A 13928-nucleotide genomic window follows, 5' to 3' on the forward strand; every position below is an offset into this window, starting at 1 on the left:
TTTAGAAATCCTTCACGAGACGCAGCGAGTCGTAGATCGCACCGTGGACGTTGTGCATCGAGATGCAGTCGCCGACACGGAACAGCAGGAAACGGCCGTTGCCGAGTTCTTCCGACAGGCACGGCTGCGGCTCGGCCGCGAACAGCGTGTGCGGATCGATCTGGCCGCGGTTCACCGATTCCGGCTTGAGCTTCCAGTACAGCTCGTCGTTCGGCGACGAGCCGTTCTCGATCACCACCTGGTCGACCGCGCGCTCTTCCAGTTCCTCCGTGTACTCGTTGCGCAGCACGGCGATCAGCTTGCCGTCCTCTTCGTAGACGCGATCGAGCATCGTGTTCGGCGTCGGGATCACGCCGAACGCGTACAGGCGGCGATAGAAGATCGGGAACGTCGTGCCGCCGCAATCGTCGGCGACCTTCACGTCCGGCGTGACGACCTCGACCTTCGAGCCGCGGCTCGCCATGAAGTCGGCCACGCCCGCGCCCGCATGCGTACTCACGCCGTCGAACAGCAGCACGTTCTGCTTCGGCTCGACCTTGCCGGTCAGGATGTCCCACGAGCTGACGGCGAGGCCCTCGGCCACGCCCCAGCCCGGCACCTGCCACGTGAAGCTCGACCCGCCCGTCGCGAGCACGACGATGTCCGGCTTCTCGGCCATGATCATCTTCTCGTCGGCGGCCACGCCGAGACGGCGGTCGACGCCCAGGCGCTTCGTTTCCATGTCGAACCAGCGGATGATCCCCGACATCTGTTCGCGCTGCGGCGCCTTCGCGGCGATCATCACCTGCCCGCCCACTTCGGCATTCTTCTCGAACAGCACCACGTCGTGGCCGCGCAGCTTCGCGACGCGCGCCGCCTCGAGCCCTGCGGGGCCCGCGCCGACCACCACGACCTTGCGCTTCGGGCCGCGCGACTTCTCGATGATGTGCGGCATCGTCGCTTCGCGCGACGTCGCCGCGTTCTGGATGCACAGCACGTCGAGGCCGTTGTACTGGCGGTCGATGCAGTAGTTCGCGCCGACGCACTGCTTGATTTCGTCCTCGCGGCCGTCGCGGATCTTGATCACCATGTGCGGATCGGCGATCTGCGCGCGCGTCATGCCGACCAGGTCGATCATGCCGGTCGCGAGCAGGCGTTCGGCCTGGCCTGCATCGCGGATGCTCTGCGCGTGCATCACCGGAATCTTCACGACCGACTTGATGCCGGCCGCGAGGTGAACGAACGGCTCCGGCGGCAGCGCCATCGGCGGCATGCAGTTGGCGATCGTGTTGTGCGTGTCGCCGCCCGAGCCGACCACGCTCAGGTAGTCGATCAGGCCCGTCTCCGACATCGCCTGCGCGATTTCCTTCAGCGCTTCGTGATCGAGGCCGTCCTCGTGGAATTCGTCGCCGCACATGCGCAGGCCGACGCAGAAATCCTTGCCCACCGCCTCGCGCACGGCCGTCAGCACTTCGATGCCGAAGCGCAGGCGGTTTTCCAGGCTGCCGCCCCATTCGTCGGTGCGGTGGTTCGAACGCTTGCTCCAGAACTGGTCGATCAGGTGCTGGTGAGCGGCCGAGATTTCGATGCCGTCCATGCCGGCCGCCTTCACGCGCTTCGCGGCGGCCGCGAAATCGCCGATGATGCGGCGGATTTCCTCGATCTCGATGATCTTCGCGTTGCCGCGGTGCACGGGTTCGCGCACGCCCGACGGCGACATCAGGTGCGGCCAGTGCTCGCCGTGGAACGACGAGCGGCGGCCCATGTGCGTCGCCTGGATCATGATCTTCGCGCCGTGCTTGTGCATCGTGTCGGCGAGGCGCGTGAGCGGATCGATGATCTTGTCGGTCGACAGGTTCACCGATTTCCACCAGCCCTGCGGGCTGTCGATCGACACCGGGCTCGACCCGCCGCAGATCGCGAGGCCCACGCCGCCCTTCGCCTTTTCTTCGTAGTAGCGGATATAGCGGTCGCCCGGCAGGCCGCCCGGCTCGGCATACACCTCCGCATGCGCGGTGCTGACGATCCGGTTGCGCAGCGTCAGCTGGTTCAGCTGCATGGGTTTGAACAGGTGGGGATAACGCATCGCTGGCGACCTCTGGCGTTCGAATGTCTCGTGTTGCGGGTGTTGTTGTGTTGCTGTGCCGTTACGTCAGCGCATCAGTGCGCGATCGGCGACACTTCGAAGATGCAATGGTCGTGATGCTCGGCCGCGCACTGCACTTCCTTCGATTGCGCGCGCGGGGCGCCCTTGCCTTCCGGCGTCGTGTCGTTGACCCAGTCCATCGCGCCGGCAAACCAGCCCGCGAACATGTAGCAGAGCTTGCCTTCCTTGCCCGGCTGCTGGAGCACGAACGACGAGTGGCGTAGTTCTATCTTCGCGCGGGCGCTCGCCGGATCGGCCTCGATGATCGAGAACAGGCCCCAGCCGCGCTGCGACAGGCGCTTCAGGTAGTGCTCGAACACGGCCATGCCGGTCAGGCCGTGCAGCTTCGCTTCCTTGTCGCACCAGTGGTACGCGGACTTGTAGCCGGCCTTGTAGAGAATCTCGGCATACGCTTCGACGCCGAGCGCTTCCTCGACGGCGACGTGGTTGTTCGTGAAGAAGTGGCGCGGCACGTACAGCATCGGCAGCGCGTCGGTGGTCCAGACGCCGGTATCGGGATCGACGTTGATCGGCAGTTGCGGTTGCATCGTGTGACTCCGTGAGGAAATTGGCCGCGCGGCTCAGTGCGCAGGCGCGATATCGTCCGCGCGCCCGTGCGGCTTGCATGGGCACGTCCCGATTTTTTTATGTTGAATCGCTGTCGGCGGTTCGGCGTTGGCGGCGCTTATGCGCCCCACACGTCCTTGAACACGCGCACCCAGTTCTCGCCCATGATCTTGCGGATACGCGACTCCTTCCAGCCGTGACGCTCCATCGCCGCCGTCAGGTTCGGGAATTCACCGATCGTGCGGATGCCGTCCGGGTTGATCACCTTGCCGAAGTTCGTCAGCTGGCGATAGCGGCCCTTGTCATGCGTCAGCATGTCGAAGAATTCCTTCGCGTAATCCTGCGTGAAGTCCGTGCCGATGCCGACCGCATCCTCGCCGATCAGGTTCACGACGTAGTCGATCGCCTCGATGTAGTCGTCGATGTTCGCTTCGATCCCGCGCTTGAGGAACGGCGCGAACATCGTCACGCCGACGAAGCCGCCCGCATCGGCGATCTCCTTCAGCTGTTCGTCGCTCTTGTTGCGCGGATGCTCCTTCAGGCCCGACGGCAGGCAGTGCGAATAGCACACCGGCTTCTTCGAGAACGCGATCGCTTCCGACGACGTATTGCCGCCCACGTGCGACAGGTCGACCATGATGCCGACACGGTTCATCTCGGTGATCACTTCGCGGCCGAAATCCGACAGGCCGCCGTCGCGCTCGTAGCAACCGGTGCCGACCAGGTTCTGCGTGTTGTAGCAGAGCTGCACGACGCGCACGCCCATGTCGGCGAACGCTTCGATGTAGCCGATGTTGTCCTCGAACGCATGCGCGTTCTGGAAACCGAGGATCACGCCGGTCTTGCCTTCCTTCTTCGCGCGGAAGATGTCTTCCGTCGTGCGCACCAGCGTCAGCAGCTCGCTGTTGTCGCGGATCTTCTTCTTCATCACGCCGATGTTGTCGACGGTCTTGGTGAAGTTTTCCCACACCGACACCGTGCAGTTCGCGGCGGTGATGCCGCCTTTGCGCATGTCTTCGAACACCGGCTTCTCGAACTTCGAGATGTTCAGCCCGTCGATGATGATGCTGTCTTGATGCAGCGTGCTCATGTGTTGCTCCAGTATTGTCGGGTCGGTGGGATCAATAGATCGGGAAGCGTTCGCACAACGCGAAGATCTCGCGGCGCACGCGCTGTTCGGTCGCGTGGTCGCCTTCCGGGTTCGCGCGCAGCGCGTCGAACACTTCCAGGATCAGGCGGCCCACCTCGCGGAATTCCGCGACGCCGAAGCCGCGCGTCGTGCCGGCCGGCGTGCCGAGGCGGATGCCCGACGTGACGGTCGGCTTCTCGGTGTCGAACGGAATGCCGTTCTTGTTGCAGGTGATGCCCGCGCGCTCCAGCGCCTGTTCGACCGGCGCGCCCTTCAGGCCCTTCGGGCGCAGGTCGACCAGCAGCAGGTGGTTGTCGGTGCCGCCCGTGACGAGATCGACGCCGCCCGCCTTCAGCACTTCGCCGAGCGCCTGCGCGTTCGCGAGCACGTTGTCGATGTAGGTCTTGAAGTCCGCATGCAGCACTTCGCCGAACGCGACGGCCTTGCCGGCGATCACGTGCATCAGCGGGCCGCCCTGCAGGCCGGGGAACACGGCCGAGTTGATCTTCTTCGCGATCTCCTCGTCATTGGTCAGCACGAAGCCGCCGCGCGGGCCGCGCAGCGTCTTGTGGGTGGTCGACGTGACGACGTGCGCATGCTCGACCGGGTTCGCGTGGCGGCCTGCGGCGATCACGCCGGCGATGTGCGCCATGTCGACCATCAGCTTCGCGCCGACGCCGTCGGCGATCGCACGGAAGCGCGCGAAGTCGAGCGCACGCGGGTAGGCCGAGAAGCCGGCGATGATGAGGTTCGGCTTGTGCTCGTGGGCGAGCGCCTCGACCTGGTCGTAGTCGATCAGCATCGTGTCGCGGTTCACGCCGTACTGCACGGCGTTGAACCACTTGCCCGACAGCGCCGGCTTCGCGCCGTGCGTCAGGTGGCCGCCCGCGTCGAGCGACATGCCGAGCACCGTGTCGCCCGGCTTGGCCAGCGCGAGCATCACCGAGCCGTTCGCCTGCGCGCCCGAGTGCGGCTGCACGTTCGCATAGCCGGCGTTGAAGATCTGCTTCACGCGCTCGATTGCCAGCGCCTCGACTTCATCCGCGAATTCGCAGCCACCGTAATAGCGCTTGCCGGGATAGCCTTCCGCGTACTTGTTGGTCAGCACCGATCCCTGCGCCTCGAGCACGGCGCGCGACACGATGTTTTCCGACGCGATCAGCTCGACCTGCGACTGCTGACGCTCGAGTTCCTTCAGGATGGCGCTGCGCACCGGCGCGTCGCGCTCGGCGAGGGGCTGCGAGAAGAAAGGCTGGGTGTTCGACATAGTGCGTCCGTGACGAAGAATAAGGGGCTGAAACCGAAGCTCAAGGCCCGCCCTGCCTGGGTTTCCCGCTCGTCCCCGTACAAGGCTGCCGACGGCTCTATTCTTGTCGTTCGGATTTTCGGCGGATTGATGAATTTAGACGCGTTCTTTGCCTTTTCCGCCATCCGCGTCCGTTTTATACAAGTGACCGGTCGTGCTTTTTCGGATGACCAACAAAAATGGTCGAGGCAGTTCACCTATGAACAGGCACGCCGGTGGTGCGATTGCAGCCCGGTCGGGGTGCAACACGTCACGAATACGGTGCAGTGCAGCATGCCGCTTTCAGCCAGACAACGTATGGATCTAGGGTTTAGCCGTATGGCACGCTTGTTGCGCTGGCTCACACAATATCGCAGCCCGTCCGTGCCCCCGGGCGTAAAGCTATTAGAGATTCTAGGAACGCTCCCCATGTCGCCCGACCGCACAGCGTCGCTGTCCCACTTCGCGTTCATGCCGTTACCGAACTTCACGATGATCGCGTTCACCAATGCGATCGAGGTGCTTCGGATGGCGAACTACCTGAGCGGCCAGCCGCTCTACCGCTGGTCGGTCATCAGCCCCGACGGCGGCCCGGTCACCGCGAGCAACGGCCTGACGGTCGACACCGGCCCCGCCGAATGCGTGGGGCAGCCCGACATCGTGTTTGTGTGCGGCGGCGTCGACGTGCAGCGCGCGACCACGCCCGCCCATCTGTCGACACTGCGCCGCTTCGCGCGCTCGGGCATCCCGCTCGGCAGCCTGTGCACGGGCACCTATGCGCTTGCGAAGTCGGGGCTGCTCGCAGGCTACGCGTGTGCGATCCACTGGGAGAACATGTCGGCGCTGAAGGAAGAGTTTCCGGACACGCGCTTCCTGAAGGAACTGTTCGTGATCGACCGCGACCGCATCACGTGCACGGGCGGCGTCGCGCCGCTCGACATGATGCTGAACCTGATCGCCGCGCGCGTGGGCACCGCGCGCGTCACGCAGATCGCCGAGCAGTTCATCGTCGAACACGTGCGCGACACGAGCGCGCAGCAACGCATGCCGCTCGTCGCGCGCCTCGGCTCCGCGAACAAGTCGCTGTTCGAAGTGATCTCGCTGATGGAGAACAACATCGAGGAGCCGCTGTCACGCGAGGAGCTCGCGCGGCTCGCGAACATGTCGCAGCGGCAACTGCAGCGCCTGTTCCGCGAACACCTCGGGATGACGCCGACGCACTACTACCTGACGCTGCGGCTGCGCCGCGCACGCGAACTGCTGCTGCAGACCGACATGTCGATCATGCACATCACGATGGCGTGCGGCTTCCAGTCGGCGTGCCATTTCAGCAAGAGCTATCGCGACGCGTTCGGCGTCGCGCCGACCCGCGAGCGCCGCAAGCAGGTCGCCCCGCTTGCGCAGGGTGCGGCGAGCGCCATCCCCGCCTTCCCGGCGCATCTGCTGCATGCATGAGCTTCGCGTCGATTGACGCGTGAAAAAAAAGCGACCTCGAAGGTCGCTTTTTATTTGCGCTTACGATCCCCACACCTGCATTTCGTCGAGCGAATACCCCCACTGCGTCGCGCGCTTCGTGCCGAGCATCCGCACGTAGCGGCCGTGCCCGTTCAGGTTCGGCAGCGTCACGTGGCCGTACGACACGCCGTTGTTCGTCGAGTAGATCGTCGTCCAGTTCACATTGTCGTTCGACGTCTGGATCTGGTACACGAGCGCGCCCGCATCCCAGTAGAGATCGACGCTGCTGATCGTCTTCGTCGCGCCGAGATCCACGGAGATCCATTGCGGATCGACGCCCGCGCCTTCCGGCGAATCCCAGCGCGTGCTCGTGGTGTTGCCGTCGAACGCCTTGTCGGGCGTCAGCGATGCGTTGTAGCTCGCCGATGCGGCAGCCGGACGCCCCTGCGACAGCAGCGTCGGCTGCGCGGCGGCCGGGCCGCCGTAGTAGCTCGACCCGAGCTTGGCCTTCGTCGTGTCCGCGTTCACGCCGAACTGCGACAGGCTCCAGCGCTGGCCGGTCGTCACGTCACCGACGTAGAGCTGGTAGCCGCCCGCCGTCGTCGACGAGAAGAACACGTAGTTGGTGCCGCTCACCGGCGCCGGATCCGAGTTGTTGCTCACGCAGTCGTTGACCGGCAACGCGTTCGGCGTCGACGCCGGGTCCGCCGTCTTCGTATAGATCTGGTCGGCCTGGCCGCTGTCTTTCCAGCGCGCGTAGAACACCATGCCGTCCGCGCGCACGATCGGGTAGTACGTTTGCAGCCCCGCCGGCGCATCGAACACCGCAGTCGCGCCGGTCGCGAGCGTGCGCTTCATCAGCCCCATGTTCGCGCCCGTACCGGTCGCGTAGTACACGGCGCTCGCATCGGGCGCGAGGAACGGCATCGAGTATTCGGCGCCGGAGGGTGCGTTCGTCAGGCTCACGACCGACGTGAACGCCGGGCCCGCGCTCGTGTACGACAGCGTCGCCTGCTTGACGTCGCCGTTCTGCTTGAACACGAGCGTCTTGCCGTCCGTACTGAATTTCGGATCCTCGTTGCGCGTGGCGCCCGTGCTGTTCGTCAGGTTGACGGGCGGCGTGCCGGCGCCGAGCTGCAGCATGAACACGTTCCATGCGCCGTTGCTGATGCCCATGAACGCGAGCCACTTGCCGTCGGGGCTGAACACGCCGTTCATCGGATCGGTGATGCCCCACGTGCTCTTGCTCAGTTGCGTCAGCGTATGGGCCGAGAAGTCGTACAGGAACAGCTGGCTCGTGCCGTCGCCGTATTTGACGTAGCTGTGATAGACGAGCTTGCCGGTCAGTGCGGCGGGGAACGTCGCGTTGGATTGCGTCGGCGGATTGCTGATGCAGGCGGCCTGCGCGGCGCCGCCGAGGAGGTTGAGGGCAAGGCCGGCCACGAGGCCCGCGACGAGAGTGTTCGATTTCACGCTGAAGGTTTCCGGTTTAGGGTCATGACACCGCTGACTAGACCTCGCACGCACAGGCGCACGGGGCACGGATCAGCCGGCGGACAGCGTGAATTCCGTATCGGTCAATGTCGGGAACAAAGATTGCTCGAGGGGCGAAAGCATGCCAGCGAGTTGCGCCTGAAAACAGGATCAGAGCCCGTGAAAAACGACCGGATCACGGGATAACGAGGCCTGTCGCGCAGCGCGCACCGTGCTACTCTTTTTTCGGCACAAAGCTGCTCGACTTGAGGCAGGCATGAAGCGTTATGCGATGCTCGCGCGGACAATCTCCGAGTCGATCCGGCGTGGAGATCTGGCACCCGGTGCGCGCATCCCCACCGTGCGTGCCGCGTGCCGCGCATATGGCGTGAGTCCTTCCACCGTGTTTCGCGCGTACTACGCGCTCGAAAGCGAGGGTCTGATCGTCGCGCGTGCACGGTCCGGATATTTCGTTGCGAACCTCGAAGACAAGCACGTGCGGTTCGGCCATGAACCGCCGCGCAAACCGGCCGCCACGCCAGCGGGCAACGGCGATACGTTGTTCCGGCTGCTCGACTCGCTCAAATGCGAGGAGATCGTCCCGCTCGGCTCGGCCTTCGCCAGCTATTCGCTGTTCCCGATGAGCAGCCTGTGGCGCGCGATGGCGTCGGCGGCCCGCAACATGGATCGCACGGCCCTGCTGTCCGGCGCGCCGCCCGGCCACGACGGGCTGCGCCGCCAGATCGCGCTGCGCTACCTGAATGCGGGCACGGCGTTGCCGATGGATGAAATCGTCATCACGACCGGCGCGCTCGAAGCGCTGACGCTCAGCCTGCAGGCGCTGACGCGCCCCGGCGATATCGTCGCGATCGAGCGACCGGCGTTTCATGCGGTCCTGGAGGCCGTGCAGCGCCTGCACCTGAAGGCCGTCGAGATTCCAGTCGACCCGCGCACCGGCCTCGATCTCGACGCGCTCGAGAAAGCGCTCGACACGCATCCGGTGCGGGCCTGCTGGTTCATGACGTCGTTCCACAACCCGACCGGCGCGACGCTGACCGACGAGCGCAAGCGTGCGCTGATCGACCTGCTCGCGGCACGCAACGTGCCGCTGATCGAAGACGACGTCTACGGCGAGCTGCATTTCGGCACGGCACCCACGCGCCCCGCCAAGCTGTATGACGACAGCGGTCTCGTCCTGCATTGCGGTTCGTTCTCGAAATGCCTCGCGCCCGGGTTCCGGATCGGCTGGGTCGCGGCCGGACGCTACGTGCGGCAAATTCGCCAGGCAAAGGGCGCAAGCGCGCCGGCGGCCGACGTGCCTGCCCAGATGGCGATTTCGAGCTACCTGCGCGACGGTGCGTACGATCGCTTCCTGCGCAAGCTGCGCCGCAATCTTGCCGCGCACCAGGCACAGATGCTGGCGGCCGTGCGTGCGTATTTTCCGGCCGGCACCGAAGTGTTCGCACCGCGCGGCGGGTATTTCCTGTGGATCGAATTGCCGCCGCGCGTGGATGCGATGCACCTGTTCGGCGATGCGATGGAAAGCGGCGTCAGCATCGCGCCGGGGCCGATCTTTTCCGCGACCGGCGGATTTCGCCGCTATCTTCGGCTCAATTACGGCCGCCCGTGGACGCCGGCGGTCGAGCACGCAATGGAGACCATCGGGACGCTCGCGGCCCGGCAGCGGCACGACAGTTAACGCGGAACCGACGAATCACGACAGCCTGTTTGTGCCTTGCGTTTCACGCACCGGCGACCAAGAATGAAGCGGTAGGCAACCACGGACGAACGTGTTCCGCACACCCGATGTCACGGAGAATCCCATGAATACCGCATGCGAACGACAATCGACGACGTACGCATCATTGCATTCCGGCACGGGCCGATAGGCTGCCGTGCCGGAACGGATCATGACGACCGGCGAACGTTCGCCCCGTTGACGGCGCCCGCCCGCTTCCAGCGATGCGAGTCCTCCCCAATCGCACCATTCGCGCGCGCGACGACTGGCACGCGATCCTGAACGCGCGAGCCGAAGCACGGCGCACTGCCCGCTTCCGCTGCAACGAATGCGGCTTCGCGGCCTTCCATGCACTCGAACACTGCCCCGCCTGCGGCCGGTGGAACCGGCCGTTCGATTCGATCCACCGCGCACCGGATGCCGCGCATGCTCCGCACGCCTTTCACACGTGGCCGTCGCGCATCGCGCGCGCGCTTCGCAACGCGGCGCTCCAGCAGCCTCGCGCATCGACTGCGCCGATCCTGAGCATCCTGACACTCGTGCTGCTGGTCGGCGGCTATGTGGTGGTCGACCGGACATGCAAGGCCGATCCGGCCTGTCGCGGCTCGAACGATTCGCGTGCGATGGCGAGCGATGCCGCCCCGTACGCATCGAACGACCCCGTGCTGCCGGTCTTGCCCGCACCCGTCTATCCGTTTCATTCGACTGACGGAACGCAGGTGGCGGTCGCCCGACCAGGCAGCCCGGGCCCGGATGCCAGCCGCGCATCCGCCGTTGGGACGGCAGTCGCGCGAGCGGCACCGGCCATGCGCGCCCCCGACCGATCGCACCCCACCGCCGCGGTTCGCCTGGCGGGCTGGAAAGGCAGTCACGGTGCCGCGCATCGCCCACATACCATCCACCGCGTGAGCACGCACACCGCACGTGCGCGACGCGCCGCCAGCAATACGCAGCAAATCGCACAGCTCTATCGCGGCCACTGAGCGCACGGGCGCAAGTCCATGCAGGCGCGTCCGTCGATTCGCTTTTCTACACCCCCCTTCACAAAACCTCGTTTGCTTCGCGACTCACGCATGACGTTCAATGGGTCATTCGCCCGCGCCGCCTGTCGCGTATCGCGTTCCGGCCGGCCGCCCGATCCAGCGAACGGAGTCGTCGATGAATGCATTGCCGCCATCTGGGGCGCATCGTTCCTGTTCATGCGCATGGGCGCACCGGACTTCGGCGTCGTCCCGCCGATCGCACGACGCGTCGCGCGCGTCGAACGCCGGCGCATCACGCACCAGCCCCCGGGCACGGACGATGCCCCCGAGCACGCGCCTTGCGTTCTGGCCGATGCGCGACAAAGAATGAAATCGGAAGACGGCGTGACGACCATGACGAAGTGAACAGCCTGCGGCCGGCCCGGCCGCGCGGCGGTTTCAGCGGAGGAATTCCATGAGCACCGAGAGCGCACTCCAGGCGACGATCCAGGCACTCGTTCAGGACGGCAAAGGCTTGCTGGCAGCCGACGAAAGCGGGCCGACCATCGCGAAACGCTTCAAGACGATCGCGGTCGAATCGACCGAAGAGAACCGCCGCGCATGGCGCACCCTGTTGCTGTCGACGCCGGGCCTCGGGGAATTCGTCAGCGGCGTGATCCTGTATGAAGAGACGCTCGGGCAATGTGCGGACGATGGCACGCCGTTGCCCGAACTCGCCGCCCGCCAGCAGATCGTGCCCGGCATCAAGGTCGACGCGGGCAAGATTCCACTTGCGCTCGCACCCGGCGACGAAATCACGCAAGGGCTCGATGGGCTTGCGGCGCGCGTCGACGGCTACCGGCAGCAAGGCGCGCGGTTCGCGAAATGGCGTGCGGTGTACAACGTGTCCGCCACGCTGCCCGGCCATGCGGCGATCGAAGCAAACGCCGAAGCGCTGGCGCGCTATGCGGCAATCTGCCAGGAGGCCGGCGTCGTGCCGATCGTCGAGCCGGAAGTGCTGATGGACGGCGATCATTCGATCGGCCGCTGCGCGCAAGTGACCGACGCGGTGCTGCACGCCGTGTTCAATGCGCTGCACCGGCACCGGGTCGTGCTGGCGCACATGTTGCTCAAACCGAGCATGGTCGTCGCGGGCAGCACGCACACCGCACAGCCGGCCCCCGCCGAAGTCGCGGAGGCGACGGTGCGCCTGCTGCGCAGCGCCGTGCCGGCCGAAGTACCCGGCATCTTCTTCCTGTCCGGCGGACAGACGCCCGAGGAAGCGACGGCGCATCTCGACGCGATGAATCGCGTTGCCGGGCGGCCGTGGCTGTTGAGCTTTTCATATGGACGCGCGCTGCAGGAGCCGCCACTGGCCGCGTGGAAGGGGCAGGCGGCCAACGTACGCGCCGCGCAGGCGGCGCTGCTGCTGCGCGCACGCCTGAACGGTGCGGCCTGCCGCGGTCAGTACGACGCCGCGATGGAGCGCACCGCGTGAACGGAGCCGGACGAATGTCGCCCGAGCGATCGCTCACGCGTGAGCGTCTCGCCCGGCGCTATCGCGGGCACCGAGCGCGCGTTTCCCGAACGCACGAAGGGCCGAGGCGCTTGAACGCCCCGGCCCTTCGATTACCGCGTGATGATCGGTCGCGTCATGCCGCCAGCAACCCGTGCGGGTCGATGACGAATTTGCGCGGCGCGCCGCCGTCGAACTTCTTGTAGCCTTCCGGCGCCTGGTCGAGCGAGATCACTTCGACGTTGACGATCTTCGCGATCGGCAGCCGGTCGAACAGGATCGCCTGCATCAGGTTGCGGTTGTACTTCAGCACCGGCGTCTGGCCCGTGAAGAACGAGTGCGACTTCGCCCAGCCGAGGCCGAAGCGGATGCTCAGGCTGCCGTGCTGCGCGGCCTTGTCCTTCGCGCCCGGATCGTCCGTCACGTACAGGCCCGGGATGCCGATCGCGCCGGCCGGCCGCGTGATTTCCATCAGCGAGTTCAGCACCGTCGCGGGCGCTTCCTCCGAATGGCCCGACGAACCGTGGCCGTGCGCTTCGAAGCCGACGCAGTCGACCGCGCAGTCGATCTCGGGCACGCCGAGGATCTGCTCGATCTGCTCGCCGAGCGATGCGTCCTTCGACAGGTCGACCGTCTCGAAGCCCATCGCCCGTGCGTGCGCAAGGCGTTCCGCGTTCATGTCGCCGACGATCGTCACGGCCGCGCCGAGCAGGCGCGCCGAGGCGGCCGCCGCCATCCCGACCGGGCCCGCGCCCGCGATGTAGACCGTCGAGCCCGGCTTCACGCCCGCGCTCACCGCGCCGTGATAACCGGTCGGCAGAATGTCGGACAGGCAGGTCAGATCGCGGATCTTCGCCATCGCCTGATCGCGATCGGGGAATTTCAGCAGGTTGAAATCCGCGTACGGCACGAGCACGTACTCGGCCTGGCCACCGATCCAGCCGCCCATGTCGACATAGCCGTAGGCGCCGCCGGCACGCGACGGGTTCACGTTCAGGCACACGCCCGTATGCGTGTCCTTGCACATCGCACAGCGGCCGCAGGCCACGTTGAACGGCACCGACACGAGATCGCCGAGCTTCAGCGTCTCGACGTCGCGGCCGATCTCGACCACCTCGCCCGTGATCTCGTGACCGAGCACGAGACCGACCGGCGCGGTCGTGCGGCCGCGCACCATGTGCTGGTCGGAACCGCAGATGTTCGTGCTCACCACTTTCAGGATCACGCCGTGGCCGATCGCGCGGCCGCTCGGATCCACCATCTTCGGATAATCGATTTTCTGGACTTCGACCTGGCCCGGCCCAAGATAGACGACACCTCGATTGCTGCTCATCGTATTGTCTCCATGTCTCGTTGGATGGCGCCGCGGCGCGCCGGCTCATGCAGCGCACGCGCAACGTGCTGTTCGAGAGTAGTCCCGGAGGCAGGGGCGCCGATGTCTCAAACGCGACACGTGTTTGAACGGCGCCGACATCGATGGCGGAAATGCGAAAGTCGGGTGGGAAACGACGGGAAGGTTTGGCGCGCGGGGTGGCGCGCTGGATGGTGATGGTGGTGATGGAACTGGACGCGCTGCGGGCTCTCGGGCTCTCGGGCTCTCGGGCTCTCGGGCTCTCGGGCTCTCGGGCTCTCGGGCTCTCGGGCTCCTGTCTCTTATCCAGAGCTACGAGCCCAGGCG

At 65.9% G+C, this 13928-nt stretch carries 10 protein-coding genes and 1 pseudogene; 5 read left to right on the plus strand and 6 right to left on the minus strand.

The features are described from left to right. Window position 1: 1 nt before the first annotated feature. The 4 genes from C5O79_RS20655 to C5O79_RS20670 form a co-directional block, all read right to left on the minus strand. The gene (locus C5O79_RS20655; protein WP_021160633.1) at window positions 2-2065 is read right to left on the minus strand and encodes an NADH:flavin oxidoreductase; all 2064 of its coding nucleotides are present in this window, start codon (window positions 2063-2065) and stop codon (window positions 2-4) included. Between the two features lie 74 nt (window positions 2066-2139). Continuing rightward, the gene (locus tag C5O79_RS20660) at window positions 2140-2673 is read right to left on the minus strand and encodes a DUF5943 domain-containing protein (RefSeq protein ID WP_105391701.1); all 534 of its coding nucleotides are present in this window, start codon (window positions 2671-2673) and stop codon (window positions 2140-2142) included. 137 nt (window positions 2674-2810) lie between these two features. After that, window positions 2811-3782 (minus strand): dipeptidase, encoded by a 972-nt coding sequence (locus C5O79_RS20665; protein WP_046549608.1) that lies wholly within the window; start codon window positions 3780-3782, stop codon window positions 2811-2813. A gap of 31 nt (window positions 3783-3813) precedes the next feature. Further along, complete coding sequence (locus C5O79_RS20670) at window positions 3814-5088, minus strand: serine hydroxymethyltransferase (protein ID WP_046549609.1); 1275 nt, start codon at window positions 5086-5088, stop codon at window positions 3814-3816. Between the two features lie 357 nt (window positions 5089-5445). On the opposite strand from C5O79_RS20670, the gene C5O79_RS20675 reads away from it, so the two are divergent. Then, complete coding sequence (locus C5O79_RS20675; protein WP_081421024.1) at window positions 5446-6561, plus strand: GlxA family transcriptional regulator; 1116 nt, start codon at window positions 5446-5448, stop codon at window positions 6559-6561. A gap of 60 nt (window positions 6562-6621) precedes the next feature. Here C5O79_RS20675 and C5O79_RS20680 read toward each other — a convergent pair whose 3' ends face one another. Next, window positions 6622-8034 (minus strand): discoidin domain-containing protein, encoded by a 1413-nt coding sequence (locus C5O79_RS20680; protein WP_047849521.1) that lies wholly within the window; start codon window positions 8032-8034, stop codon window positions 6622-6624. Between the two features lie 277 nt (window positions 8035-8311). Between C5O79_RS20680 and C5O79_RS20685 the strand changes: the two genes are divergently transcribed. From C5O79_RS20685 to C5O79_RS20705, 4 genes and pseudogenes are all read left to right on the plus strand, one after another. Further along, window positions 8312-9733: a PLP-dependent aminotransferase family protein gene (locus C5O79_RS20685; protein WP_046549611.1), complete on the plus strand. Its 1422-nt coding sequence runs from the start codon at window positions 8312-8314 to the stop codon at window positions 9731-9733. A 263-nt stretch (window positions 9734-9996) separates the two neighbouring features. After that, window positions 9997-10755: a hypothetical protein gene (locus C5O79_RS20695; protein WP_122476610.1), complete on the plus strand. Its 759-nt coding sequence runs from the start codon at window positions 9997-9999 to the stop codon at window positions 10753-10755. 183 nt (window positions 10756-10938) lie between these two features. Further along, a pseudogene (locus C5O79_RS20700) lies at window positions 10939-11028 on the plus strand (EamA/RhaT family transporter); the annotation flags it as partial. Window positions 11029-11209: 181 nt separating this feature from the next. After that, window positions 11210-12232 carry a class I fructose-bisphosphate aldolase gene (locus C5O79_RS20705; protein WP_122476613.1) on the plus strand — a complete coding sequence of 341 codons (1023 nt, stop codon included), beginning with the start codon at window positions 11210-11212 and terminating at the stop codon, window positions 12230-12232. Between the two features lie 154 nt (window positions 12233-12386). Here C5O79_RS20705 and fdhA read toward each other — a convergent pair whose 3' ends face one another. Next, window positions 12387-13583, minus strand: a complete 1197-nt coding sequence (gene fdhA / locus C5O79_RS20710; RefSeq protein WP_039369545.1) for a formaldehyde dehydrogenase, glutathione-independent — start codon at window positions 13581-13583, stop codon at window positions 12387-12389. Window positions 13584-13928: the final 345 nt, after the last annotated feature.

This window comes from Burkholderia sp. SRS-25, assembly GCF_004343765.1.
Classification (GTDB): Bacteria; Pseudomonadota; Gammaproteobacteria; order Burkholderiales; family Burkholderiaceae; genus Burkholderia; species Burkholderia contaminans.